Annotated in this window: 18 protein-coding genes and 1 pseudogene; 13 read left to right on the top strand and 6 right to left on the bottom strand. The window is 73.8% G+C overall.

Translation table 11 applies throughout. The features are described from left to right. Nucleotides 1–77: 77 nt before the first annotated feature. Nucleotides 78–1304, bottom strand: coding sequence for a PP2C family protein-serine/threonine phosphatase (locus BS73_RS10520; protein WP_051939788.1), 1227 nt, complete (start codon nucleotides 1302–1304; stop codon nucleotides 78–80). Between the two features lie 156 nt (nucleotides 1305–1460). Here BS73_RS10520 and BS73_RS10525 point away from each other — a divergent pair, with 156 nt between their 5' ends. The 7 genes from BS73_RS10525 to glpK all read left to right on the top strand — a co-directional run bounded on the left by BS73_RS10525 (nucleotide 1461) and on the right by glpK (nucleotide 10798). Further along, nucleotides 1461–2711, top strand: coding sequence for a winged helix DNA-binding domain-containing protein (locus BS73_RS10525; RefSeq protein ID WP_037579014.1), 1251 nt, complete (start codon nucleotides 1461–1463; stop codon nucleotides 2709–2711). A gap of 129 nt (nucleotides 2712–2840) precedes the next feature. Next, entirely contained in the window at nucleotides 2841–4370 is a 1530-nt protein-coding gene (locus BS73_RS10530; protein ID WP_084703957.1) for a purine-cytosine permease family protein, read from the top strand. A 3-nt stretch (nucleotides 4371–4373) separates the two neighbouring features. Beyond that, the gene (locus BS73_RS10535; protein ID WP_051939789.1) at nucleotides 4374–5165 is read left to right on the top strand and encodes an alpha/beta fold hydrolase; all 792 of its coding nucleotides are present in this window, start codon (nucleotides 4374–4376) and stop codon (nucleotides 5163–5165) included. Next, a complete protein-coding gene (locus tag BS73_RS10540) occupies nucleotides 5162–6412 on the top strand; it encodes a cytochrome P450 (protein ID WP_037571345.1) in 1251 nt (416 codons plus the stop codon). The genes BS73_RS10535 and BS73_RS10540 overlap by 4 nt, the downstream gene beginning before the upstream one ends. A gap of 139 nt (nucleotides 6413–6551) precedes the next feature. Next, nucleotides 6552–8294, top strand: coding sequence for a glycerol-3-phosphate dehydrogenase/oxidase (locus BS73_RS10545; protein ID WP_407674992.1), 1743 nt, complete (start codon nucleotides 6552–6554; stop codon nucleotides 8292–8294). A gap of 143 nt (nucleotides 8295–8437) precedes the next feature. After that, entirely contained in the window at nucleotides 8438–9271 is an 834-nt protein-coding gene (locus BS73_RS10550) for an MIP/aquaporin family protein (protein ID WP_037571347.1), read from the top strand. A 9-nt stretch (nucleotides 9272–9280) separates the two neighbouring features. After that, nucleotides 9281–10798 carry a glycerol kinase GlpK gene (gene glpK / locus BS73_RS10555; RefSeq protein WP_037571349.1) on the top strand — a complete coding sequence of 506 codons (1518 nt, stop codon included), beginning with the start codon at nucleotides 9281–9283 and terminating at the stop codon, nucleotides 10796–10798. A gap of 54 nt (nucleotides 10799–10852) precedes the next feature. On the opposite strand, the gene BS73_RS10560 is transcribed toward glpK, so the two are convergent. Continuing rightward, nucleotides 10853–11335, bottom strand: a complete 483-nt coding sequence (locus BS73_RS10560; RefSeq protein WP_037571351.1) for a pyridoxamine 5'-phosphate oxidase family protein — start codon at nucleotides 11333–11335, stop codon at nucleotides 10853–10855. Between the two features lie 179 nt (nucleotides 11336–11514). Between BS73_RS10560 and BS73_RS10565 the strand changes: the two genes are divergently transcribed. After that, nucleotides 11515–13848 carry a molybdopterin cofactor-binding domain-containing protein gene (locus BS73_RS10565; protein ID WP_051939790.1) on the top strand — a complete coding sequence of 778 codons (2334 nt, stop codon included), beginning with the start codon at nucleotides 11515–11517 and terminating at the stop codon, nucleotides 13846–13848. 25 nt (nucleotides 13849–13873) lie between these two features. Continuing rightward, the gene (locus BS73_RS10570) at nucleotides 13874–14341 is read left to right on the top strand and encodes a (2Fe-2S)-binding protein (RefSeq protein ID WP_037571353.1); all 468 of its coding nucleotides are present in this window, start codon (nucleotides 13874–13876) and stop codon (nucleotides 14339–14341) included. 212 nt (nucleotides 14342–14553) lie between these two features. Here the strand turns inward: BS73_RS10570 and BS73_RS10575 are convergent, their stop codons facing one another. Next, nucleotides 14554–15966 carry an amidase gene (locus tag BS73_RS10575; protein ID WP_037571355.1) on the bottom strand — a complete coding sequence of 471 codons (1413 nt, stop codon included), beginning with the start codon at nucleotides 15964–15966 and terminating at the stop codon, nucleotides 14554–14556. Between the two features lie 227 nt (nucleotides 15967–16193). Between BS73_RS10575 and BS73_RS10580 the strand changes: the two genes are divergently transcribed. The 3 genes from BS73_RS10580 (at nucleotide 16194) to BS73_RS10590 (ending at nucleotide 20003) form a co-directional block, all read left to right on the top strand. Next, nucleotides 16194–18161, top strand: coding sequence for a primary-amine oxidase (locus BS73_RS10580; protein ID WP_037571357.1), 1968 nt, complete (start codon nucleotides 16194–16196; stop codon nucleotides 18159–18161). 141 nt (nucleotides 18162–18302) lie between these two features. Beyond that, entirely contained in the window at nucleotides 18303–19565 is a 1263-nt protein-coding gene (locus BS73_RS10585) for an alpha-hydroxy acid oxidase (protein WP_037571359.1), read from the top strand. Nucleotides 19566–19616: 51 nt separating this feature from the next. After that, nucleotides 19617–20003 (top strand): DUF6401 family natural product biosynthesis protein, encoded by a 387-nt coding sequence (locus BS73_RS10590; RefSeq protein ID WP_037571361.1) that lies wholly within the window; start codon nucleotides 19617–19619, stop codon nucleotides 20001–20003. Here BS73_RS10590 and BS73_RS10595 read toward each other — a convergent pair. Then, nucleotides 19983–20885 carry a mechanosensitive ion channel family protein gene (locus tag BS73_RS10595; protein WP_407674993.1) on the bottom strand — a complete coding sequence of 301 codons (903 nt, stop codon included), beginning with the start codon at nucleotides 20883–20885 and terminating at the stop codon, nucleotides 19983–19985. The two genes, BS73_RS10590 and BS73_RS10595, sit on opposite strands and share 21 nt — an antisense overlap. Nucleotides 20886–21505: 620 nt before the next feature. Between BS73_RS10595 and BS73_RS40315 the strand changes: the two are divergent. Then, nucleotides 21506–22573 (top strand): annotated as a pseudogene (locus tag BS73_RS40315) (FUSC family protein); the annotation flags it as partial. A gap of 590 nt (nucleotides 22574–23163) precedes the next feature. Here the strand turns inward: BS73_RS40315 and BS73_RS38180 are convergent. Next, complete coding sequence (locus tag BS73_RS38180; RefSeq protein WP_200886678.1) at nucleotides 23164–24033, bottom strand: maleate cis-trans isomerase family protein; 870 nt, start codon at nucleotides 24031–24033, stop codon at nucleotides 23164–23166. A gap of 106 nt (nucleotides 24034–24139) precedes the next feature. Continuing rightward, nucleotides 24140–24844 (bottom strand): transglycosylase SLT domain-containing protein, encoded by a 705-nt coding sequence (locus BS73_RS10610; protein WP_037571368.1) that lies wholly within the window; start codon nucleotides 24842–24844, stop codon nucleotides 24140–24142. Nucleotides 24845–25192: the final 348 nt, after the last annotated feature.

Below are 25192 nucleotides of genomic sequence, written 5' to 3' on the forward strand. Positions count from 1 at the left end.
CGAGCGCCGCTCCCGGGCACCGCACCCCACCTGCCGTGGAGCTGTCCAGCGAAGTATGTGGAGGCTTTGCGGAGGCGCTAGCCCCCCGCGGCCCCCTCCGGCGACCCCTCCGCGGACCCCGTCCCGGCGGTGGCGGGGCCGGGGAGCCGCCGGACGGCGAGGATCGCGGTGTCGTCCGCCAGCCGCCCCGCCGTGTGCGCCAGCACCGCGTCCTCGACGACGGCCACCAGCCGGCCCGGCTGCGCGAGGCCGCCCGGCTCCCGGCGCCAGCGCTCGGTCAGCCGCTCCTCCAGGGGCAGGAAGCGGCCGCGCCGGTTGCGCGCCTCGGTCACCCCGTCGGTCACCAGCAGCAGCGCCTCGCCCGGGCCGAACGGCACGTCCACCGCCCGGGCCCGCTCCCCCACCAGGTCGGCCAGCCCGAGCGGCGGGCCCTGCTCCTGCGGGAGCCGCCGCACCCCCGCCGGGCCGATCGCGAACGGTCCCTCGTGGCCGAAGTTGACCATCCGCACCCGTTCCGGATCGTCCGTCCGGAACTCCACCAGCACCCCCGTGGCGAACCGGTGGTCGGTCTCGCCGAACTGGGACTGGTACCGGTTGATCCGGCCGGCCCGCACCTCCAGCCGGCCGGCCAGCGCGTCCAGGTCCTCCTCCGTCCAGCCGCACTCCCGGAAGGTGCCGACCAGCGCCGCCGCCACCCCCACCGCGGACAGCCCCTTGCCCTGCACGTCGCCGAGGAGCACCCGGGCGCCCCAGGGCGTCGCCAGCACCTCGTAGAAGTCGCCGCCGACCCGGGCCTCCTTGTCCGCCGGGAGGTAGCTGGCCGCTGCCGAGAGCCCGCCCACACCGGGCGGGAACGGGCGCAGCACGATCTGCCGGGTCACCGAGGCCGCGTTGGCCAGCCGCTCGATCTGGCCGCGGGTGCGGCTGCGCAGCCAGGCCACCGGCACCGCGATCGCCGAGCCGACCAGCACCAGCAGCAGGTCCTCCAGCCCCATCCGGTGCGGCCCCGCCCAGAGGTGCTCCATCGGGAGGTACAGCGCCGCCACCAGGCAGGCGAACCAGAAGGTCACCGCCGTGCTGCAGAAGGCCGAGGCCACCACCGGCACCAGCACCAGCCAGCTGTCGGTGCGGAACCTCCCGTCGAAGGCGAGGTCGAGGCCGATGATCGCGGCGGTCAGCACGGCCGGCAGCCGCCAGCTCGCGTACGGGCGCAGGGAGGCGCCGGGCCCGCCGGCCCGCCGCCGCCACACCCGGAGCCGGCGCGCGGCGAACCAGCCCCTGCGCTCCGGTCCCGCTCCGTGCATACCGCCCCTCTGCCTGCCGCCCTCGCCCGCCTCCGGGCCGTCCCGCGCGTACCTCGGCGGCGGGGTCCGATTCCCCGAACAGCTTCCGGGACCGTGCCCCACCGCGCCACCGCTGCTCTGTCGTACCCGGGCGATAGCGTGAGCAACATGGCCGAGATGACGAGGACTCAGCGGGGGCGGCTCGTCAGCGCCGCGGAGCGCCGGGCGCTGCTCGGCCGGAGGCACCGGCTCGCCGTCCAGGCCCGCGCCGAGGACCCGCTGGAGGTCGCCCGCTCGCTGGTCGCCCTCCACGGCACCGACCCGGCCTCGGTCTATGTGGCCTGCTGGGCGCGGACGGCCGGCGGCCCCGATCCGGTCGCCGCCGTCGACCGGGAGCTGTACGAGGAGCGGACGCTGCTGCGGATGCTCGCCATGCGGCGGACGGTCTTCGTCACTCCGCTGGAGAACGCCCCCGTCCTGCAGGCCGGCTGCACCCGCGCGGTCGCGGCGCGGGAGCGGAGGACGGCGCTGCGGATCATCGCCGACGGGGTGCCCTGCTCCCCCGCCGAGGCGGAGAAGCTGCTCGCCGCCGGGGAGGAGGCGGCGCTGCGGCTGCTCGCCGAGCTCGGCGAGGCCGGCACCGCGGAGCTGGTCGAGGCGGGGCCGGGCGTACTGGACCGCCGGCTGGTGCTCTCCCCGGGCAAGAAGTACGAGTCCCGGCAGAACCTGGCCGCCCGGGTGCTGCCGCTGCTGGCCGCGGACGGCCGGGTGGTGCGGGCCAGACCCCGCGGCTCCTGGACCTCCCACCAGCACCGCTGGGCGCTCACCGAGCGCTGGCTGCCCGGCCCGATCGACGAGCTGACGCAGGAGGAGGGCCGGGCCCGGCTGGCCGGGGCGTGGCTGGCCGCCTTCGGCCCGGGGCTGCCCGAGGACCTCCAGTGGTGGGCGGGCTGGACCAAGACCGAGACCCACCGCGCGCTGGCCGCGACCGGGGCGGTCGAGGTGCTGGTCGAGACCGGGGCCGACGGCGGTCCCGCCGTCCCCGGGGCGGCCCTGCCGGCGGACGCGGAGTCCGGCCCCGCCGAGGAGCCCGAACCCTGGGCCGCGCTGCTGCCCGCGCTGGACTCCACGACCATGGGCTGGAAGCGGCGCGACTGGTATCTCGGACCGCACGGCCCGGAGGTCTTCGACAACGTGGGCAATGCCGGCCCCACCGTCTGGTGGCGCGGGCGGGTGGTCGGGGGCTGGGCGCAGGACGAGTCCGGCGAGATCCGGGTGCACTATCTGGAGGAGCCCGGGTCAGAGGCGCGGGCCGCGGTGGACGCGGAGGCGGCGCTGCTCGCCGACCGCCTCGGCGGCATCCGGCTCACCCCGCGCACCCGGGGGCGGACCTCCGCCGAGCGGCAGGCGCTGTTGCCGGCGGGTTGATTCCCGGTTACCGCCGGGGCCCCCGAACCGGCCGTCACCGCTGTGACCAGCCTGGATAAGCAGAACCACTGCCGTTCCCCGGAAAACGGTATTGGACAGGCGCTCGGAACCGGCCCGACTCTTCGGTCCATGCCGACGACCCCATCGCCCGCGCCCGCCCCCGAACGGGTGCCCGTGCGCGTCCCCGCGCCGCAGCGCATCGAGGACAAGACCATCCAGCCGATCCCGGACGGCGAACGGCACGGCCGGGCCCGCGACCTGTTCACCATCTGGTTCGGCTCGAACATCATGATGCTCACGGTGGTGACCGGCGCCCTGGCCACCACCGTCTACGGCCAGCCGTTCTGGCTCTCGGTGCTGGGCATCCTGGTCGGCAACCTGGCCGGCGCGGTGCTGATGGCCCTCCACTCCGCGCAGGGCCCGCGGCTGGGCGTGCCGCAGATGGTGCAGACCCGCGGCCAGTTCGGCTCGTACGGCTCGCTGCTGGTGATCTGCCTGGTCATCTTCATGTACATCGGGTTCTTCGCCTCCAACCTGGTGCTCTCCGGGGAGTCGCTGGCGGCGATCGTCGGGCACGCCGACCGCACGGCGATGGAGAACACCGGGATCGTGGCGGTCGGCGTGATCGGGGTGATCGCCACCGTCTTCGGCTACGACCTGATCCACGCGTACACCCGGGTGATGACCTACCTCTCCGGAGCCGCGCTGGTCCTCGCGCTGGTCTGGGCGGTGGGGGTGCACGGCCTGCCGGCGGGCTTCCTGAGCCACGGCCACGCCGGCGCGGCCGGCTTCCTCGGCACGGTGACCGCGGCCGCCCTCTGGCAGATCGCCTACGCCCCCTACGTCTCGGACTACTCCCGCTACCTGCCGGCCGCGACCGGCTCCCGGCCGGCCTTCTGGGCCAGCTACTCGGGCTCGGTGCTCGGCTCGGTGCTGCCGATGGTCCTCGGCGCGATGATCGGCGCGGCGGTCGGCGACGACGTGATCGGCGGCCTGATGTCGCTGACCGGTTCGGCCGGGGTGTGGATCGTCGTCGTCTTCTCGGTCGGCATCGCGGCCACCAACGCGATGAACCTGTACTGCGGGGTGCTCTCCACCATCACCGTCGGCCAGAACTTCGCCCCGGCCTGGCGCCCCGGCCGGGTGGCCCGCGGGGTGACCGCCACCGCGATGCTGGCGGTGGCCCTGGTCTGCGCGCTCCTCGGGAAGGACCACTTCCTGAGCACCTACGAGAACTTCATCTCGCTGCTGATGTACGTGCTGGTGCCGTGGACCGCGGTGAACCTGGTCGACTACTACCTGCTGCGGCGCGGCGCGTACGACGTGGACTCGTTCTTCCGCCGGGACGGCGGGATCTACGGGCGGTGCAACGGGGTGGCGGTCTTCTGCTACCTGCTGGGCGCCCTGGTGCAGCTGCCGTTCGTGGCCACCGCGGCCTTCACCGGCCCGGCCGCCGACGCGCTGGGCGGGGTCGACGTCTCCTGGCTGGTCGGCCTGGCGGTGATCGGGCCGCTGTACTGGCTGCTGGCCCGCCGGCGGAACACCGCGACGGCCGGCGGAGCCGCGGCGGCCGCTGACGCTGCCGCGGGTGCTGCCTCAGGTGCTGCCGCGGATGCTGTCAAGCCCCTTGAAACGACGGCGGATCCGGGTCAGCTTTGACCGGTGGCCACCAATCCGCCCGCACCTCCCTGCCTCCGCCGCGGCGAGGGCCCCCATCCGGTGATCGCCGTCCACGGCTGGCTCGCCGACCGCGGCGCCTGGCACTCCGTGCTGCCCGACCTCGACCGCACCTCCTTCAGCTACGCCTTCGTCGACCTGCGCGGCTACGGCGAGGCCCGGGACGTCCCCGGCGCGTACTCCGTCCGGGAGGGCGCGGACGACGTGCTGGCCCTCGCCGACTCACTGGGCTGGGACCGGTTCTCGCTGATCGGCCACTCGATGGGCGGCACGGTGGCCCAGCGGGTGCTGGCCCTGGCCCCCGGCCGGGTCCGGCGGCTGGTGGGCGTCTCGCCGGTGCCGGCCAGCGGGATGCCGATGCCGCCCGAGCAGTGGGAGCTGTTCTCCGGCGCGGCCGAGCACCCGGAGAACCGGCGGGCCATCATCGACACCACCACCGGCGGGATCCGCCCGGCCGCCTGGCTGGACCGGATGGTCCGGCAGTCGGTGGAGCGCAGCGACGCCAAGGCCTTCCGGGCCTGGCTGGGCTCCTGGGCGGCCGAGGACTTCCACGCCGAGCTGGTCGGCAAGCGGCAGCCGGTGCTCGCGGTGACCGGCGCGCTGGACCCGGCGATCACCCCGGAGCTGATCCGCCGCACCTGGCTGCGCTGGTTCCCGGACAGCCGGCAGACCGTGCTGGCCTCGGCCGGCCACTACCCGATGGACGAGACCCCGCTCGAACTCGTCCGCACCGTCGAGGACTTCCTGCGCGCCGACGACCCGGCCCGGATCGTGTGACCGCCGTCCCGGACGTCTTCGACCCCCGCCGGTACGCCCGCGGGCTGCCGCTGGCCGAGTACCGGTGGCTGCGCGACCACCGGCCGGTGGCCTGGCAGCCGGAGTACCCGGTGCTGGGCTGGCCGGAGGGCCCCGGCTTCTGGGCGGTGACCCGGCACGCGGACGTGGTGCGGGTGCTCAAAAGCCCCGAGCTGTTCTCCTCGGAGCTCGGCGCCACCCAGATCCGCGACCCCGACCCGGCCGACCTGCCGTTCATCCGCCGGATGATGCTCAATCAGGACCCGCCGGGGCACGGCCGGCTGCGCCGGATCGTCAGCGGGGCCTTCACCCCGCGCCGGATCGAGCGCTTCGCCGAGGGCGCCCGCTCCCGCGCGCGGGAGCTGCTGGCCGGCGCGGACCGGGAGGCGCACGCCCGGCCGGACGGCGCGGTCGATCTCGTCCACGCCGTCACGGACGAGTACGCCCTGGTCAACCTGGCCGAGCTGCTGGGCGTCCCGGCCGCCGACCGAGGACTGCTGCTCAGATGGACCCGGCAGGTGATCGGCTATCAGGACCCCGACGAGGCCCCCGAACCGCCCCCGCTCGGCCCCGACGGACGCCCCGTCAACCCGCGCTCCCCGTCCGCCCTGGCGGAGATGTTCGGATACGCCCGGGCGCTGGCCGAGGAGAAGCGGGCCCGGCCTGCGGACGACCTCCTCACCGCCGTCGCCACCGAGCTGACCGGCGCCGAGCTGGAGATGTTCTTCTTCCTGCTGGTGATCGCCGGCAACGACACGGTCCGCTCGGCCGCTCCCGGGGCGCTGCTGGCGCTCGCCCGGCACCCCGCGGCCTGGGCGCGGCTGCGCGACGGCCGGGTGCCGTATGCCGCCGCCGTCGAGGAGCTGCTGCGGGTGCACCCGCCGGTGCTGAGCTTCCGCCGGACGGCCGCCCAGGACACCGAACTCGCCGGGCAGCGGATCAGGCGCGGCGAGAAGGTCGTGGTCTTCCACGCCTCCGCCAACCACGACGAGCGGGTCTTCCCGGCCCCCGAGGAGCTGCGCCTGGACCGGGCGCCCGTCCCGCACGTCTCCTTCGGCGACGGCCCGCACGTCTGCCTGGGCGCCCACTTCGCCCGCCTCCAGCTGCGACTGCTGCTGGCGGAAGCGGTGCGGGCGCTCCCGGAGCGGCTCGCGCTCGGCGGCGAACCCCGGCTTCTGGTGTCCAACTTCATCCACGGCGTCAAGAGCCTCCCGCTGCGCCTGGCCTAGCCGGTGACGGTGGGTGAGATCGCCACCCGTTCGGTCGGGTGGGCGAGGCGGTGCGCGTGCGCCACGCCCGGCACTCCCCTCGGATGAGAGGAGAGCCGAGAGCTGAGAGCCGCGCCCGTCGATCCCGGAGGAGCCCCACGTGAAGCCCGTCGCACTGTCGCCGGAAGCCCGGGAGACCGCCCTGCAGGCCATGGACCACGCGAGTTCCGGGATCGAGCTCGACGTCCTGGTGGTGGGCGGCGGGGTGGTCGGCGCCGGCTGCGCGCTGGACGCGGTGACCCGCGGGCTCACCGTCGGCCTGGTGGAGGGCCAGGACTGGGCCAGCGGCACCTCCAGCCGCAGCAGCAAGCTGATCCACGGCGGCCTGCGCTACCTGGAGATGATGGACTTCCGGCTGGTCGCCGAGGCGCTTCAGGAACGCGGGCTGCTCCTCCAGCGGATCGCCCCGCACCTGGTCCACCCGGTCAAGTTCCTCTACCCGCTCCAGCACCGGGTCTGGGAGCGGGCCTATGTGACGGCCGGCGTCACCCTCTACGACACGATGGGGATCACCTCGGGTACCTCCCGCGGGCTGCCCCACCACACCCAGCTGACGAAGCGGCACGCCCTGCGCGAGGTGCCGGCGCTGCGCTCGGACGCGCTGGTCGGCGCGGTGCAGTACTACGACGCCCAGGTGGACGACGCCCGCTTCGTCCTCACCCTGGTGCGCACCGCGGCCGCTTACGGGGCGCACTGCGCCAACCGCACCATGGTGGAGCGCTTCCTCCGCCAGGGCGAGCGGGTCACCGGCGCGGTGCTGCGCGACGTCGACTCGGGCCGGACCTTCGAGGTGCACGCCAAGCAGGTGGTCAACGCGACCGGGGTGTGGACCGACGACACCCAGTCGATGGCCGGCACCCGCGGCCAGTTCCACGTCCGGGCCTCCAAGGGAGTCCACCTGATGGTGCCGCGGGACCGGATCAACTCCCAGTCCGGGCTGATCCTCCGCACCGAGAAGAGCGTCCTCTTCGTCATCCCCTGGGGCCGGCACTGGCTGATCGGCACCACCGACACCGACTGGGACCTGGACAAGGCGCATCCGGCGGTCAGCGGCCAGGACATCGACTACCTGCTGGAGCACGTCAACTCGGTGCTGGCGACGCCGCTCTCCAAGGAGGACGTCGAGGGCGTGTACGCGGGCCTGCGGCCGCTGCTCTCCGGCGACGCCGCGGAGACCAGCAAGCTCTCCCGGGAGCACCTGGTCGGCCACCCGGTGCCCGGTCTGGTGGTGATCGCCGGCGGCAAGTTCACCACCTACCGGGTGATGGCCAAGGACACCATCGACGAGGTGGTGCGGGTGATGGACGGCCCCCGCCCGGGCCCGTCGGTCACCCGGGACGTCGCCCTGGTCGGCGCCGACGGCTACCAGGCGCTGTGGAACCAGCGGCAGGCGCTGGCCGACGAGTACGGCGTCCACGTGGCCCGGGTCGAGCACCTCCTCAACCGCTACGGCTCGATGGTCCGGGCGGTCCTCGGCCTGATCCGCGAGGACCGCTCGCTGGCCGAGCCGCTGCCGGGCTCGGACGACTACCTCAGCGCCGAGGTGGTGTACGCGGTCACCCACGAGGGCGCCCGGCACCTGGAGGACGTGCTGTGCCGCCGCACCCGGGCCCGGATCGAGTCCTGGGACCGCGGGGTGGCCGCGGCGGAGCGGACCGCCGAACTGATGGGCGCCCGGCTCGGCTGGGACGAGGAGCGGCGGCGGACCGAGATCGACTACTACGGCAAGTCCGTCGCGGCGGAGCGCGAGGCGGAGACCGAACCGGACGACAAGACCGCGGACGCGGCCCGGCTGGGCGCCTCCCCGATGGGCTCCCCGCCGCTCGCCGGACGGGAGTCCTGACCGGCGGGCTCCCCGTCCGGCACCACATCCCCGTCCGGCACCACACCCCCGTCCGGCACCGGCTCCCCGACCGGCACCGGCTTTCCCTCCCGTGACCCGCCGTCTTCCCGACCCCCGAAGACCAGAGAGACAAGGCAGCCTCCATGGCGTCTCCCGCGAAACCGGCCGGTCGGCCGGCACTCAATCCCCTGCTCGGCGAGCTGGTCGCCGAGTTCCTCGGCACGATGATCCTGATCCTGATCGGCTGCGGGGTGGTGGCCCAGGTGGTCGCCGCCGGCATCGGCGGCCACGACTCCATCGCCTGGGCCTGGGGCCTCGGCGTGACGTTCGGCGTCTACGTCGCCGGACGGCTCTCCGGGGCCCACCTCAACCCCGCCGTCACCGTCACCCTGGCCGCCTTCCGCGGCTTCCCCTGGCGGAAGGTGCTGCCGTACTCGCTGGCCCAGTTCGCCGGCGCGTTCTGCGCGGCGCTGCTGGTGCGCTGGAACTACACCGAGGTGCTGGCCAAGGCCGATCCCGGGCACACCCTGAAGACCCAGATCGTCTTCTCCACCCTCCCCGGCAACGGCACCCTGCCGATCAGCGAGTGGGGGGCGCTGCGCGACCAGATCATCGGCACCTCGATCCTCCTCTTCGTCATCATGGCGCTCACCGACCTCCTCAACACCCCGCCGCTGGCCAACATGGGCGGCTTCGTGATCGGCCTGCTGATCGTGGCGATCGGCTTCGCCTGGGGCACCGACGACGGCTACGCCATCAACCCGGCCCGCGACTTCGGGCCCCGCCTGGCCTCCTTCCTCACCGGCTACGGCGGGGCATGGCGGGACCAGTACGGAGACCTGTTCTTCTGGGTGCCGATCGTCGGGCCGCTGATCGGCGGCGTGGTCGGCGGCGCCTTCTACCGCTATCTGGTGCAGCCGTTCGTCGTCCAGAAGGACGCCCTGGAAGTGGCCGCCCGCGAACTCGAGGAAGGGTGACAGACCGTCATGGCTGATTTCGTCGCCGCCATCGACCAGGGCACCAGCAGCTCCCGCTTCATGGTCTTCGACCACGGCGGGAACGTGGTCGGCATGCAGCAGCTGGAGCACGCGCAGATCATGCCGAAGGCCGGCTGGGTGGAGCACAACCCGGTGGAGATCTGGGAGCGCACCCGCTCCGTCATCGCCACCGGCCTCAACTCGACCAACCTCAACGCCTCCGACCTGGCCGCGCTGGGCATCACCAACCAGCGCGAGACCACCGTGGTCTGGAACCGGCGCACCGCCCGCCCGTACTACAACGCCATCGTGTGGCAGGACACCCGCACCGACCGGATCGCCAACGAGCTGATCGCCTCCGGCAAGGGCGAGACCATCCAGCGCAAGACCGGGCTGATCCCGTCCCCGTACTTCGCCGGCGGCAAGCTCAAGTGGCTGCTGGACAACGTGCAGGGGCTGCGCGAGGACGCCGAGAAGGGCGACGCCCTCTTCGGCACCATCGACACCTGGGTGCTGTGGAACCTCACCGGCGGGCCGCGCGGCGGCGCCCACGTCACCGACGTCACCAACGCCTCCCGCACGATGCTGATGGACCTGCGCACCCTCGCCTGGGACGACGAGCTGCTCGGCTTCCTCGACGTGCCGCGGCGGATGCTGCCGGAGATCCGGCCGTCCTCCGACCCCGAGGGCTACGGCACCCACCCGGAGGCCTCCCCGCTGGCCGGGGTGCCGCTCACCGGCGACCTCGGCGACCAGCAGGCGGCCACCGTCGGCCAGGTCTGCTTCGACGTCGGCGAGGCCAAGAACACCTACGGCACCGGCAACTTCATGCTCCTCAACACCGGCACCGAGCCGGTGGTCTCGGAGCACGGGCTGCTCACCACCGTGGCGTACAAGTTCGGCGACCAGCCGGCGGTGTACGCGCTGGAGGGCTCCATCGCGGTCACCGGCTCCGCGGTGCAGTGGCTGCGCGACCAGCTGCACATCATCAAGGCCGCGCCGGACAGCGAGGCGCTGGCCCGCTCGGTGGAGGACACCGCGGGGATGTACTTCGTCCCGGCCTTCTCCGGGCTCTTCGCCCCGTACTGGCGCAGTGACGCCCGCGGGGCGATGGTCGGGATGGCCCGCTTCCACAACAGCGGCCATGTGGCCAGGGCGACGCTGGAGGCGATCTGCTACCAGAGCCGGGACGTCATCGAGGCGATGGCGCAGGACTCCGGGGTGGAGCTGAGCGTCCTCAAGGTGGACGGCGGGGTCACCGCCAACGAGCTGTGCATGCAGACCCAGGCGGACGTGCTGGGCGTCCCGGTCAGCAGGCCGACGGTGGCCGAGACCACCGCGCTGGGCGCGGCCTACGCGGCCGGCCTGGCCACCGGTTTCTGGCGGGACACCGACGAGCTGCGGGCCAACTGGAACGAGTCCAAGCGGTGGCAGCCGCAGTGGGTCGAGCAGAAGCGGGAGAAGGGCTACGCCGACTGGAAGCGGGCGGTGGAGCGCACCCTGGGCTGGATCGAGTCCGAGGACTGACCGGCGGGCCGGGCTCGCCCCCACGCCCCCGACGGCCCCCACGGCCCCGGGGGCTCAGCCCGGCCACTCCTCCTTGTGGGCGAACCCCTTGCCGTTGTCGATCAGCCGCAGCCAGTCCACGGTGATCTCCCACAGGTCCACGCTGGCCAGCGCCTGCGCCAGGTTCCCCTCGGCGCCCACGAAGGGGAAGCGCGAGGTGTAGAGGATCCGGGCGTTCTCCCACGCGTCCCCGTCCAGCAGCCGGCAGCGGCCGCGGCCCTGGAGGCCGGTGATGGTCTCCCAGTGCTGCCCGTCCGCCTGCGCGGTGAACGCCACCGCCGCCTCGCCGCCGCCGGCCGCGAGCGCCTGCCCGTGCCGGGTCCGGCGCGAGGTCAGGAACACCAGCCGCGGGCTGAGGTCCGGCTCCTGCTCCCACGCGTAGAACACCGCGCAGGCCTGCGGACCCCCGTTCCCGTCGCAGTACGCCAGGGTCAGTGTGTTGTGCGCGGCCAGCGCCTCCCGGATCTCGTCCGGGAGATCCGTGGACTCGGTACTCATACGCCCAGAAGATACCGGTTCCCGTGGTGCCGGGTGCGCCTGGTGTGGATCGATGGTGAGGATGCCGGGGTCGCGGGGGGCAGTTCGGGCCGCGGGGTGGATACCGGGGAGTAAGTCGCCTCATCATGTTCCGTCTCCCGTGTGGGAGGCGCGTACGAGCAGCGAGGGGCGGTCGGGACATGAGTGGTGGCGGGCACCGGCGGAAGCCGACCAGCAGGCGGCGGTTCATCGGGTATCTGCTGGCCGGGCCGACCCTGGTCGCCGCGGCGCCGGCGGCGGTCGCCGCCACGGACCGGGCGAGCTCCGCGGCGGACTCCGGCGCCGGCTCCGGACTGCCGTCCACCCCCGAGCCGGCCGAGCTGTACGACCTCAACGACCTGCTGACCGACGCCGCCCTGCCCACGGCGAACCTGATCACCGTGGAGATCCACCAGGACGGCACCGCGTCCTTCGCGCTCCCCCGCGCCGAGGTCGGCCAGGGCATCACCACCTCCACCGCGATGATCATCGCCGAGGAGCTGGACCTGCCGCTGGAGAAGATCCGGGTGTCCCTCGCCGACGCCCGCCCCGAGCTGCTCTTCAACCAGCTCACCGGCGGGTCCAACACCACCGTCTCGACCTACACCCCGTTCCGGGTGGCGGCGGCAGCGGCGAGAGGGCGGCTGCTGGAGGCGGCGGCCACCGAGCTCGGCAGCACGGTCTCCCAGCTCACCGTCAAGGCCGGGGTGGTGATCGGCCCGAACGGGGCCCGCATCGGCTACGGCGACCTGGCGGTGAAGGCCGCCGCGTCGAGCGACAGCAAGGTCGCCGTCTCGCTCAAGGAGCCCTCGGCCTTCACGGTGATCGGGACTCCGCAGGGCCGCCTCGACGCACTGGAGGCGGTGACCGGGCGCAAGGTCTTCGCCATGGACCTCACCGGCAAGGACGTCCCCGGCGTCAAGCCGGCCATGGTCTGCCGCCCGCCGACGATCAACGGCGTGCCGCGCTCGGTGCTCAACCGGGCCGAGGTCGAGGCGATGCCCGGGATCACCGACGTGGCCGTGGTCAGGACCGGGGTCGCCGTGCGCGGGGACACCTTCGGGCAGTGCATCGACGCGGTGCGGGCGCTGCGCGTCGACTGGGGACCGGGGACCGAGGAGGGGGCGAGCGACGACTCCGTCCTCGCGGAGCTGCGGCGCGCCGAGATACCGCTCGCGGTACCGAAGTTGGACGTGCTGGCGAAGACGGTCGAGGGCGACTTCGTCTTCGGCTTCGCCAGCAACAGCGCGCTGGAGCCGAACTGCGCGGTGGCCGACGTCCGGAACGGGCGTGCCGAGGTGTGGGGCTCGCTGAAGTCGCCGATCGCCGCGCAGAAGGCGATCGAGGCGGCGATCGGCGTCCCGGCGACGGTCCATGTCACCCAGGGCGGCGGGTCGTTCGGCCGGAAGCTCTTCTTCGACGCGGCGCTGGAGGCGGCCGAGGTGTCGAAGGCGATGGGCAAGCCGGTCAAGCTGATGTGGCACCGGACCGACGACTTCCGGCAGGGCCGCACCCACCCGATGAGCACCTCCCGGGTCCGCGCCACCTGCGCGCTGGGCAAGGTGCTCACCTACGAGCAGCGGCACACCAGCGTCGGCACCGACTTCTCGCACGGCGTCGGCGAGGCGATCACCGCGCTGGCGGCGAAGCTGCCGGTGGGGAACCTGACCTTCTCGGAGACCATCTTCGAGCTCAGCCAGCAGACCCCGTACGGCTTCGGGGCGGTCACCCAGCTACTCAGCGAGGTCGACCGGGGCTTCAACACCGGCAGCATGCGCAACATCTACTCGCCGAACGTCCGCACCGCGCAGGAGCTGATCGTCGATCGGCTGGCCGCGGAGATGGGTCTGGACCCGTACCGCTTCCGGCGGGACTTCGTGAAGTCCGGGCGGGCGAAGGCGGTGCTGGAGAAGGTCGCCGAGGTGGGCGACTGGGGGCGGTCGATGCCGAGCGGCACCGCCCAGGGCATCGCGCTCCACCCGGAGTACCACGGGTACGTGGCCGTCCTGCTGGAGATCGACTGCCGGCCGGAGACGGTGAACCGCAAGGTCCGCAACGCGTACACCGGACCGCGGGTCACCAAGGCGGTCTGCGCGGTGGACGTCGGCCTCGCGGTCAACCCGAAGGGGCTGGAGGCGCAGATGATGGGCGGCATCTCGGACGGCATCGCGATGGCGCTGACCTCCTCGCTGCACCTCAGGGACGGCCACTTCCTGGAGGGCAGCTGGGACGACTACTACTACACCCGGCAGTGGAACACCCCGCCCGAGTTCACCTGCGTGGTCATGCCGCCGACCACCGGAGTGCCGGGCGGCGCCGGGGAGTTGGCGGTGGCCGCCGGGATGGCCGCGGCGGCCTGCGCGTACGGCCGGGCGACCGGCAGCATGCCGACCCGCTTCCCGATCAACCACGACGCGCCGCTGGGCTTCGACCCGCTGCCGACCGTCCCGCCGATCCCGCAGTCCCCCACCGACGGCCGCAGTCGCGCGTACTGACCGAGACCGAGCAGGAGCAGAGCCGATGCCCACCCACTCCTTCATCCTCAACGGCCGACGAGTCTCGGTCGACACCGAAGACGACGTGCGACTGCTCTGGGTCGTCCGCGACCTGCTGGGCGTGACCGGGCCGAAGTACGGCTGCGGCCTAGGCGTCTGCCAGGCCTGCACCAGCCATCTCAACGGCAAGGCCGTCAACCTGTGCTCGATACCGGTCTCGGACCTCTCCCCGGACGACGAGATCACCACCATCGAGGGGCTGCCGGCCACCGTCGGCAAGGACCTCCACCCGATGCAGCAGGCCTGGCTGGACCGGGACGTCGCGCAGTGCGGCTACTGCCAGCCGGGGCAGATCATGGCGGCGGTCGCCAAGGTCCGGGAGGCGGGCGGCGCGCTGTCGGACGCCGACTACGACGAGATCCGCAACATCTGCCGCTGCGGCACCTACCACCGCATCCGGGAGGCGATCGCGCAGGGCGCGGCCGAGATGTGACGCGCGGGGAGCGGGCCCCGGGGCAGGCCCGAAGGGCCGCCTCAGGGGCGCGGGGAACTGCGCGGCCGGCCGCGAACGGTCCGCACTCGGGAACGGCCACCGGGTTGCAACCCGGACTCCGTCGTCGGGTGCGGACCGTTCGCGGCCGGCCGCGCAGTTCCCCGCGCCCCTGAAGCGCTGCCCCTTCGGGGCGCACTTCCGGAGCGCCGGCCTCAGAGGGTCGGCCGGTGGTCCGGGCCGTAGGCCCAAGGCCGCGTCGTCTCCAGCGCCTTGCCGACGCGGAAGACCGTCGCGTCGTCGTAGGTGTGGCCGACGATCTGGACGCCGGTGGGGATGCCGGAGGCCGCGTGGCCGGAGGGCACCGCCAGCACCGGGCAGCGGTTGTTGATGTTGAACGGCGAGGTCAGGGCCACGTCCAGGGACTCGTCGGAGGTGATCTCCGGCTTCGCCGGAATCGCCGGGACCCGCGTGGTCGGGCACAGCAGCGCGTCGAACGGGGCCATCGCCTCGGCGAGTTGGCGCTGCAGCGCGGCCTCGATCCGCACCCCGTCGAAGAAGTGCATGCCGGCCCTGACCTTCTCCATCTGCTCCAGGAACAGCTGGGTGTACGGGGAGAGCAGCTCCCGCTTGCCCTCGGTGGCGTCCTCCACCGTCCGCGCGAACATGTTCGCGAAGTGCGAGGCCACCGCCCGACCGACGTCCGCCCGCCGCCAGGGCAGCTCGATCTCCTCGACCACCGCCCCGGCGTCCGCCAGCGCCTGCGCCGCGGCCCGCGTGTTGGCCTCCATCTCGGCGTCCACCTCGTAGTCGCCGAGGCCCACGCACAGCGCGATCCGCATCCCCGCCGCCGGCTCGTACGCGGTCGGCAGCTGGATGCTCGGCCGCAGGGAGGTGTGGTCCCGCGGGTCCGGCCCGATCAGTACGTTGGCGAAGGCGACGCAGTCGTCGACCGTGCGGGCCAGCGGCCCGTCCCCGCGGTAGAAGTCGGCGGCCAGCGGCGGGTTCCCGGGGATCCTTCCGTACGGCGCCTTGAAGCCGACGACGCCGTTGTACGCGGCCGGGATCCGCGTGGAGCCGCCGATGTCCGAGCCGGAGGCGAGGAGCGAGGTGCCGGCCGCGAGCGAGGCGCCCGAGCCGCCCGAGGAGCCGCCGGGCGAGGACTCCAGGTGCCAGGGGTTGCGGGTGACGCCCCACTTGCGGGTCCAAGTGAAGCCGGCGATGGAGAACTCGGGGGTGGTGGTGCGGGCGTGGACGATCGCACCGGAGGCCAGCACCCGGTCGGTCAGCGGGGAGTTCTCGGCGGCCACGTTCCCCTCGTTGGCCAGCGAGCCCTCGGTGAGGGAGCGGCCGGCGATGCCGTGCTTCTCCTTCAGCGCGAGCGGGACGCCCTCCAGGGGCCGGGGCTCCCGTCCGGCCGTGCCGCCGTAGACCCGCTCGGCCTCCCTCGCCTGTTCCAGCGCCTCGTCGAAGAGCCGCTCGGTGAAGGCGTTGATCCGCGGCTCGACCTTCTCGGTACGGTCGATCACCGCCTCCATCAGCTCCACGGGCGACAGCTCACGGGCGGCGAAGAGCCGCATGGCCTCGGTGGCGGAGAGGTAGACGAGGTCCTCGGAATCGGCGGGCATGTCACTCCTCGGGTCGCGGACGGGCCCCTTGGGCCCCCTGGCAGCCTGCGCCCCACCGGGCCGACGGGCCAGCGTCAGGTCGTTCCCGATTCGGCGCCCGCCCTTACACGGCGTCAGCGGGCGGGCGGCCAGCCCGGCGGCCCGCGGGACCGGGTACGCGGTCTGGACATCGGTCTCGTGCGGGGTTTCCCTCTACGACGAGGCAGCGACGAGAAGAGGACCCGCTGATGGCTCAAGTGGCCCACCCGCTCGATCCCCTGACGCCCGCTCAGATCACCGGGGCCCGCGAGCTCCTGACCGAGCTCGGCCGGTTCGACGACGCCACCCGGATCGCCTACCTCGGCCTGGTCGAGCCGGGCAAGGAGGAGCTGGCCGCGTTCCGCCCGGGTCCGGCGGGGAGCGGGCCCGTGGACCGCCGGCTGCGGGTCCTGCTGCACGACGCGGGCGGCGGTCCCGCCCGCGACCTTGTGCTCTCCCTCACCCGCCGTTCGATCGACCGCGAGCGCACCCTTGACCCCGCGACCGACGGACAACTCCCGGTCCTGGCAGAGGAGTTCGAACTTGTCGAGGAGGTGCTGCGGAAGGACGAGCGCTGGCTGGCCGGGCTCGCCGCGCGCGGCCTCGACCCGGCGAACGTCCGGGTCGCCCCGCTCTCCGCCGGCTGCTATCCGGAGGACTACCCCGAGGAGGCCGGCCGCCGTGTGCTGCGCGGCCTCGGCTTCGTGCAGCGGCACCCGCGCGACCATGCCTGGGCGCATCCGGTGGACGGCCTGGTCGGCTTCGTCGACGTGCGGGAGCGCAGCGTGCTGCGGGTGATCGACCTCGGCCCGGAGTCCGCCGCCGTCCCGGGCGGGGACTCCGGCAACTTCGACGACCCCGCCGTGGCCGGCGAGCCGCGCAGCGACACCCGCCCGCTGCACATCACCCAGCCCGAGGGCCCGACCTTCACTCTGGAGGGCACTCTGCTCCGCTGGGAGAACTGGTCCCTGCGGATCGGCTTCGACCTCCGCGAGGGCCTGACCCTCCACCAACTCGCCTACCGCGACCGGGACCAGGGCGGTCGCGAGCGCCCGGTGCTGCACCGCGCCTCGATCGCCGAGATGGTGGTGCCGTACGCCGACCCCTCGCCGGTCCGGTCCTGGCAGAACTACTTCGACATCGGCGAGTACCTGATCGGCCGCTGCGCCAACGCCCTCCGCCTGGGCTGCGACTGCCTCGGCGAGATCACCTACCTGGACGCCGTGCTGTGCGACGAGCGCGGCGAACCGATGACCCTCCGCAACGCCGTCTGCCTCCACGAGGAGGACGCCGGGGTGCTGTGGAAGCACTCCGACCTGTGGACCGGCTCGGCGGAGACCCGGCGGCAGCGCCGGATGGTGATCTCCTTCTTCGCCACCATCGGCAACTACGACTACGGCTTCTACTGGTACCTGTACCGGGACGGCACCGTGGAGTGCGAGGTCAAGGCCACCGGAGTGGTCTTCACCTCGGCGTACCCGCCGGCCGGCTCATCCGCCGCGCACACCTCGCAGATCGCGCCGGGCCTCGGCGCCCCGTACCACCAGCACCTCTTCTGCGCCCGGCTGGACATGGCGGTGGACGGCCCCGTCAACCGGGTCGAGGAGGTGGACGTGGTGCGACTGCCGCCCGGCCCGGAGAACCCGCGCGGCAACGCCTTCGGCTACCGCCGCACCCCGCTGCTGATCGAGTCCGAGGCGCAGCGGGACGCGGACGCCTCGGTGGACCGCAGCTGGCACATCGTCAACCCCGGGGTGCGGAACGCCGTGGGCGAGCCGGTCGGCTACGCCCTGATGCCGACCGGCCGACCGGTGCTGCTGGCCCATCCGTCCTCGTCGATCGCGGCACGGGCCGCGTTCGCCACCCGCCATCTGTGGGTGACCGCCGCCGACCCCGAGGAGCGCTACCCGGCGGGCGACTTCGTCAACCAGCACCCGGGCGGGGCCGGCCTCCCCGCCTACGCCGCCGCCGACCGGCCGCTGGACGGGGCCTCGCTCACGGTCTGGCACACCTTCGGCCTGACCCACGCGCCCCGCCCGGAGGACTGGCCGGTGATGCTGGTCGACCGGACCGGCTTCACCCTGCGTCCGTTCGGATTCTTCGACCGCAACCCCACCCTGGACATCGGCCCGGAGGCGACGGGCGGGCCCGGCGGCGCCCACTGCCACGGCTCCTGACCGGCCGTCAGCGGCCGGTTCCGCGCCGTTGACGCGCTCGCGGCACCGGCCTAACGTCCGGGTTTCGAGCCGCCGTTCCGGTGGTCCGCGGCCCGCCCGGTCGACGCGGCCGCCTGGACGACCAGGACCAGGGGAGGCCCCTTGCCCACGTCCCGCCAGCCGCGCCGCCTGCCCCGCCCGGCCGAGTTCGCGCCGCTGCTCCAGTTGAAGCGGCGCCGGGGCGGCCTCACCGCCCGCCGCCTCGCCGACGCCCACACCATCGCCGACCTCCGCCGGATCGCCCGGCACACCACCCCCACCGGCCCCTTCGAGTACGTGGACGGCGCCGCCGACCAGGAGATCGGCCTCCGCCGCGCCCGGCAGGCCTTCGCCGACCTCGAGTTCCGCCCCGGGATCCTCCGCGACGTCTCGCACGCCGACCTCGACACCCCCGTCCCCGGCGGGAGTTCGGCGCTCCCCTTCGGCCTCGCCCCCACCGGCTGGACCCGGATGATGCACTCCGCGGGCGAGCGCGCGGTGGCCGCCGCGGCCCAGCGGGCCGGCATCCCGTACACCCTGTCCACCATGGGCACCACCTCCATCGGGGACGTCGCGGCCGCCGCGCCCGAGGCGGTCAAGTGGTTCCAGCTCTACCTGTGGAAGGACCGCGAGCGCTCGCTACGGCTGGTCTCCGACGCCCGAGCGGCCGGCTACTCGGCGCTGCTGGTCACCGTCGACGTCCCGGTCGCCGGAAACCGGGTGCGGGACGTCCACAACGGGCTGACCATCCCGCCGCAGCTGACCCTGCGCACCTTCCTGGACGCGGCCCACCGCCCCCGCTGGTGGTTCGACTTCCTCACCACCGAACCCCTGCGGTTCGCCGCCGACCCCACCCGCTCCGGCTCGCCGGGGATGTTCGCCGACGACATCTTCGACTCCACGGTCACCTTCGACGACCTGGTCTGGCTGCGCGAGGCGTGGCCGGGCACGCTGATCGTCAAGGGCGTGCAGACCGTCGCCGACGCGGTCGCGGCGGTGGAGCACGGCGCGGACGGCGTCGTCGTCTCCAACCACGGCGGCCGGCAGCTCGACCGCGCGCCCGTGCCCCTCCACCTCCTCCCCGCCGTGCGGAAGGCCCTGGGCGACGGGCCCACCGTGATGCTGGACACCGGTATAACCCACGGGTCTGACATCGTGGCCGCGATCGCCCTGGGCGCCGACCTCGCGCTGGTCGGCCGGGCATACCTGTACGGCCTGATGGCGGGCGGCGAGGCGGGGGTGACCAGGGCGATCGAGATCCTGGCCGACGAGGTCGAGCGCACCGTCCGGCTGCTGGGGGCGCGCGGCGTCGCGGACCTGAGCCCGGACCACGTCCGCCTGATGACCCGCCGCGCCCCCGTACCGCTGACCGACTGGGCGGTGTGATCCCGGACATACCCGCCCGATCCGCGCCCCCGCCGGTCCTATCGTGGACGGGTGTTCAGCTTCTCCGACGACGCGCGGCGGCCCGACGGCGGCCCGGTTCCCTGCCCGCTGCGGCAGGTCGTCCAGGCGTACTCGCCACGCTTCGCGGAGTTCGCCTTCGAGCCCGGCTTCGTCGCCGCGGTGGACCAGCACGCGGCCGAGCTCCGCGACCGCTTCCCGTCCCAGCGGACCCCGGTGGACGCGGTCGGGGCGGCCGGCGCCCTGTTCGGCGCCGGCCGCCCCGACCGGGAGGCCCTCTCGGACTACGCGCTCGGCTTCACCGACGCGCTCGCCGAGATCGGCTGGCGGGAGCCGGTCGGCCACGACTACGCCGTGGTCCGGCTCACCGCCCTGTGCCTGCTGGTGAACTCCTACGGGCTACTGCATCCCGGGGCCTGATCCCTCGTCACCGAGACCGGTCGGCCGGTCACCGCGGCCGGTCGGCCGGTCACCGCGGCCAGTCCGCCCGTCGCCGCGGCCGGTCCGCTCGGTGTCCTGCACCGGCTGGTTGGTCATCGCGTCCGAGCGCCCGGCCTGGTACGCCGAGGCGTCGCCCGCCGTGGACCCGCCCTGCCGGACGTTGGCGGTCTCCCGCTCGGCGGTGTCCAGCCAGCGCTCCCAGCGGGAGCGCATCGGCGCGATCATGCCGCCGCCGACGCCGACCACCAGGACCCCGGCGATCACCGCCAGCGCCGCGACCAGCAGCGGTTCGGTCACCGCGGTGGCGATACCGGCCTGGCCGAGGGCCGCGAACGCGCCCATCACCACGATGAACGCCCAGGCGATGGTGGCCAGCGTCCGCCCGTAGGAGGCGTGCGAGAGGGCGCTGCCGACGATGTCCCGGACGGCGTTCGCGATGGCCATCGCGACCACCACGATCACCACGGCGACGATGCCCCTCGGCATCCAGGAGACGATGCCGTTGATCATGCGGCTGATCGGGTTGGCGCCGAAGACTCCCAGCGCCAGCTGAACCACCATCAGCAGCAGCACGGCGTAGATGATCTTCGAGACCAGTGCGGTCATGTCGTATTTCGAGTTGGCCAGGAAGCGGTCGACGCCGGAGCGCTCGGCCACCTTCTCCGAGCCGATGCGGCGCAGCACGCTGTCGATGACCTTGGCGATCAGGCGGCAGATGAACCAGCCGATCGCAAGGATCACCAGGAAGGCGACGAACTTCGGGATGAAGTTCGCCACCCTCGACCAGGCACTGGAGAAGCCGCCGCCGATATCGACGGAGAAGGCGAGTTCGCGGGCGGGCTGAGAGATCTGGTTGAGCACGGGGATTCCTCCCGTTGGGCGGCTCAGGTCTGCTTCGTGACTTCTGTGCCTACCAAGGGGCCGGGCGGGTCGCCCCGCGAGAGGCCCCGCGTTGCTCCGTACAGCTCGGTCGTTGCTCCGTTCGCGCGTCTCGCGCGTCCGAAAAAATAGATGTAACCTACACGCATATGAATGAGGTCAGGATGTGGTCATCGTCGCTGGCGCACAGCGTCCGGGCGGCGCTGAAGGTCGAGCGGGTGTTCTCGGATCCGTGGGCGATCGCCCGCGGGATCCTCGGCGTGCTGGCAGCCTCGGTGCTCGGCTGGGTCCTGGACGACCCCCTGGCCTGGGCGATGATGACGGTCGGCACCTTCATCACCGGGATCGGCACCCTGCTGGCCCCCACCCGGCACCGGATCGTGAACGCCGCGGCCACCGGGGCCTGCTTCAGCCTGGCCACCCTCGTCGGCGTCTACGCGCAGCCCACCGGCTGGTGGTTCCTCCTGGTGCTGTTCGCCGCCTCCTACCTCGCCGGGCTGTGGCGGGCGCTGGGCGTCGCCCCCGGAATCCGGGCCTGCCTGGTGGTGATCGGACTGATGATCACCGCCGACCTCTCCCCGGGTACCGCCGGGGGCCTGGAGATGGTGAAGTGGATCGCGGCCGGCGCGGGCATCGTGCTCTGCGCCCAGCTGCTCCCGCCGTACGGGCGGCGGCACCCGGCCCAGCGGAAGGCCGTGGCCGGCGTCTACGCCGCCCTCGCCGGGCACGCCCGCGGCGCCGCGGCCTCGGACGCCTCCCTTGCCGCCGCTGCCTCCGGCACCTCCGGCTACCTCTCCTCCGCGCCCTTCACCGCCGCGCGCGGCGCCCTCGACCTCCTCCCCGAGTTCGCCCGGCCGGCCGCGGCCCCGCTCTTCGCGCTCCTCGCCGAGGGCGAGCGGATCCGAAGGGCCGTCACCACCTCGGCCGGCACCGCCGGCACCCCGCTGGCCGCCATCGCCGACCTGCTGGACGGGATCGGCCGGACCGTCCTCACCGCCCGCCCCCACCCGGTCTCCACCGAGACCAGGACCGCCCTGGACGACTGGCGCGGCCCCGCCGCCGACGCCCTCCTCCCCCGCCTCCGCGAGGCCGAGCGGCTCACCGCCCACTGGCTGGAGGCCCGCGGGCGGCGCGCCTCCGCGGGGTTCGAGGGACTCGACGAGGTCCTCGCCGCCTTCCCCGCCCGTTCGGCCGCGCGCACCGCCCTGCGCCGGCTGCGGGCCGAACTCCGGCCCGGAGCGCCGCTGTTCAGCCACGCCGTGCGGATCGCCGTGGGCACCGTAGCGGCCGAGGCGGCGGGCCGGGCGCTCGGCGACTTCTGGGGGGAGGCGCTGCCGCACCACGGCTTCTGGGCCGCCCTCACCGCGATGCTGGTGCTCTTCCCCGACTACGGGCACACCTTCGCCCGCGGCTGGGCCCGGCCGATCGGCTCGATCATCGGCGGGATCGCCGCCTGGGCGCTGCTCCTGCCGCACTTCTGGACGCCCGGCTGGGTGGTGGTCGCCAGCGTGGTGCTGGCCGCCCTGGTCTACCTGACGCTGCGGACCAGCCAGTGGGTGCTCAACATCTTCATCACCGCCTGGATCGTCTTCCTGATCAGCCGGCTGGGCAGCGCGCCCGACCTGATCGCCTTCGGCCGCCCGGCCGACACCGTGCTCGGCTCACTGGTCGCGCTCGCCGTCTTCGTCCTGCTGCCGACGTACCATCACCGCCGGATGCCGGGGCTGCTCGCCGAGTGGCTGCGGGTGCAGCAGGTGCTGCTGCCGGGCCTGGTCGCCGGCTACGCGGAGGCCGACTCGGTCGACACCGCCGAGATCGACCGGCTGCGCGACCGCGCCCGGGCGCTGCGCGAGCTGATGGACGCCGGCATCGCCAGCCTGGCGCACGAGCCGCGCCGGCACCGCGCACGCTGGAGCCCCCAGCAGCTGACCGGCATCCAGCAGGCCGTCTTCGGGGTCGGCCGGGCCGGCGCCCTCCTCTACGAGCAGCGGCCGCTGCGCGAGGAGGACGCGGTTCCGGAGGCCGCCGAGTTCGCGCCGGTGCTCCGCGGCTACCTGGGCGGCCTGGCCGAGGCGCTGGCCTCGGGCGAGCCGGCCCGGCCGGGCGCGCTGCGATCCGCCTTCGACGCGAGCGCGGCGCGCAGCGGACTGGCCGACCTCACCGACCCGTCCTCACCGGACCTCGTCTCCCACTCCAGGGCCCGGGCGCTGACCGCGACCCTCACCGCGGTCGGCGCGGTGGAGGAGCTGACGGCACGCTGCTACGGGGCGGCGGGGTCGGGGGGCGCGGGCGCGAGCCCGCGTGCGGGTGCGGACGCGGCGGCGGGCGCCGGTGCGGGCGCGGGCGCGGGCGTAGGGCAGGAGAGCGCCGCGCGGGCGGCCGGGTCGGTCAGGGCCTGATACGGGCCGACCGGCAGCCGGCCGAGTTCCCGCAGCGCGGCCCAGACGGTGACCTGGTTCGCCGCCAGGACGGGCAGCCGCAGCTCGGCCTCCAACTGCGGGACCACCTCGTAGCTCGGCAGGTTCGCCGAGCCGAGCACCAGCGCCTCGGCCCCGCCCAGCGGGACGGCCCGGGCCAGCTCCACCACCTCGCGGTAGCCGAGCCGCCAGGGCTCGGCGGCGGCTGCCGGGTCGAGGGACCGCCGTCCGGTGGTCCGCACCCCGGCCTCGGCGAGGAAGGCCGCCAGGCGGTCGACGGCCTCGGGGCGGTACGGGGAGAGGAGAGCGACCCGCTGGACGCCCAGTTCGCGCAGCGCCGCGAGGAGCGCACCGGCCGCCGTCACCGCGCCGTGCGGGGCGGCGGACACCGCCGTGCCGAGCATCAGCGCGCGCAGCTCCCGCTCACCGGCGAGACCGCCGGCGCAGCTGCCGGTGGGGCAGGCGTAGGCGACCACCTGGGGGTCCACCGCGAGGAGGGCGCGGACGGCGTCGCACAACGTGCCGCGCGGGGTGCCGGGGCCGGGGCCTGCGCCAGAGCCGGTGCCGGGGCCGGGGCCGGGGATCCGGGTCACATGGAGGGAGACCTCGTCGGGGACCCAGCGCCAGAGCTCGCGGTCCAGGGCGAAGTCGAAGGGGGCGACGATTCCGACGCCGTACTGGGACGCCGGTCCGGCCGGGTGAGCGACGTTCATGGTCCCCACCCCCTTACTGCACGGGAGCTACACAATTCGTAGCGTTCACGGTAGGACCGGGCTCGGGCCGGGTCAACGCGAATCGGGGAGCGGCGGGCGCGCGGGGTCAGTGCTTCAGGAGAGCGCCCGCCTTGGGCCAGTTCTGGCGGAAGGTGGCCAGGTAGGTCTGGGACTGCGCGCCGGGGCTCACGCCCCGGGCGAAGGCCAGCATGTTGCCCTCGCCGGCGTTGTAGCCGAGCGCCAGCAACTCGTCCTTGGTGTACGAGCGGTCATGGGCCGAGGGCAGCGCGGCGGCCAGGTCGTGGAGGTACCAGGCCTCGGCCTGGATCGCCAGCGACGGGTCGTCCGGCAGCTCCTCCCAGCTGCGGCCGGCGAGCTGGTGGTGGCCGGCGGCGACTCCGTCGAAGGTGGCCCGGTGCATGTTGGCCACGCCGAAGGCGGCGTCCGGCTTCATCCTCTGCCAGGCCCGCTGGAAGGCGGGGTCGTGCGGCTTGTAGGACTCGTTGAAGAGGATGGCCAACACCAACTGCGGGTCCACGCCCGCCTGGTGGCCGTACTTCACGGTCTGCGCGACGAAGTTCTCCGGCGCGTAGGGGTCCGAGCCGTCGGAGGCGGAGGGAGCGGCAGAGCCGGGGGCTGACGCGGAAGCTTTCGCGGAGGCGGACGCGGAAGCGGAAGCCTTCGCGGAGGCGGAGGCGGACGAGGAGGCGTCCGCCCCTCCCCCGCCGCCGCGCTCCACGGCCAGCCCGCCGGCGATCACCACGGCCGCCAGCACCACCCACGGCCAGCGCCCACGCCGTCCCTCCGCCACCCGAACCTCCCGCGCGCCGCCTGCCTTGCGCGCACTCTAACCCGCGCGGGCGGCGACCACCGGCGCGAGGCGCGGACACGCGGAGACGCGGAGTGGCCAGGTCACGCAGCCGAGGGGGCCGCAAGCGGGCGGCAACCTGCCGGCGCGCTGAGCGGATAGGCCGCGCGGCAAGCGGACTGCAAGCGGACCACCGACGCCGAGTGCAGGGCGGTGCCGTCTTGGCCGCGCAGTTCCCCGCGCCCCCGAGGGCGCACCTGTCGCGCCGGCACACTCAGCGAAGAGGCCCCGCGGCAAACGACCTGCAACCAGACCGCCGACGCCGAGTGCAGGGCGGTGGCATCTTGGCCG

The organism is Phaeacidiphilus oryzae TH49, from assembly GCF_000744815.1.
GTDB lineage: Bacteria > Actinomycetota > Actinomycetes > Streptomycetales > Streptomycetaceae > Phaeacidiphilus > Phaeacidiphilus oryzae.

What these genes read in the sequence shown, in the direction of transcription:
- BS73_RS10520 (WP_051939788.1), bottom strand. Translation starts at nt 1,304, where the DNA reads ATGCACGGAGCGGGACCGGAGCGCAGGGGCTGGTTCGCCGCGCGCCGG.
- BS73_RS10525 (WP_037579014.1), top strand. Translation starts at nt 1,461, where the DNA reads ATGACGAGGACTCAGCGGGGGCGGCTCGTCAGCGCCGCGGAGCGCCGG.
- BS73_RS10530 (WP_084703957.1), top strand. Translation starts at nt 2,841, where the DNA reads ATGCCGACGACCCCATCGCCCGCGCCCGCCCCCGAACGGGTGCCCGTG.
- BS73_RS10550 (WP_037571347.1), top strand. Translation starts at nt 8,438, where the DNA reads ATGGCGTCTCCCGCGAAACCGGCCGGTCGGCCGGCACTCAATCCCCTG.
- glpK (WP_037571349.1), top strand. Translation starts at nt 9,281, where the DNA reads ATGGCTGATTTCGTCGCCGCCATCGACCAGGGCACCAGCAGCTCCCGC.
- BS73_RS10560 (WP_037571351.1), bottom strand. Translation starts at nt 11,335, where the DNA reads ATGAGTACCGAGTCCACGGATCTCCCGGACGAGATCCGGGAGGCGCTG.
- BS73_RS10565 (WP_051939790.1), top strand. Translation starts at nt 11,515, where the DNA reads ATGAGTGGTGGCGGGCACCGGCGGAAGCCGACCAGCAGGCGGCGGTTC.
- BS73_RS10570 (WP_037571353.1), top strand. Translation starts at nt 13,874, where the DNA reads ATGCCCACCCACTCCTTCATCCTCAACGGCCGACGAGTCTCGGTCGAC.
- BS73_RS10575 (WP_037571355.1), bottom strand. Translation starts at nt 15,966, where the DNA reads ATGCCCGCCGATTCCGAGGACCTCGTCTACCTCTCCGCCACCGAGGCC.
- BS73_RS10580 (WP_037571357.1), top strand. Translation starts at nt 16,194, where the DNA reads ATGGCTCAAGTGGCCCACCCGCTCGATCCCCTGACGCCCGCTCAGATC.
- BS73_RS38180 (WP_200886678.1), bottom strand. Translation starts at nt 24,033, where the DNA reads ATGAACGTCGCTCACCCGGCCGGACCGGCGTCCCAGTACGGCGTCGGA.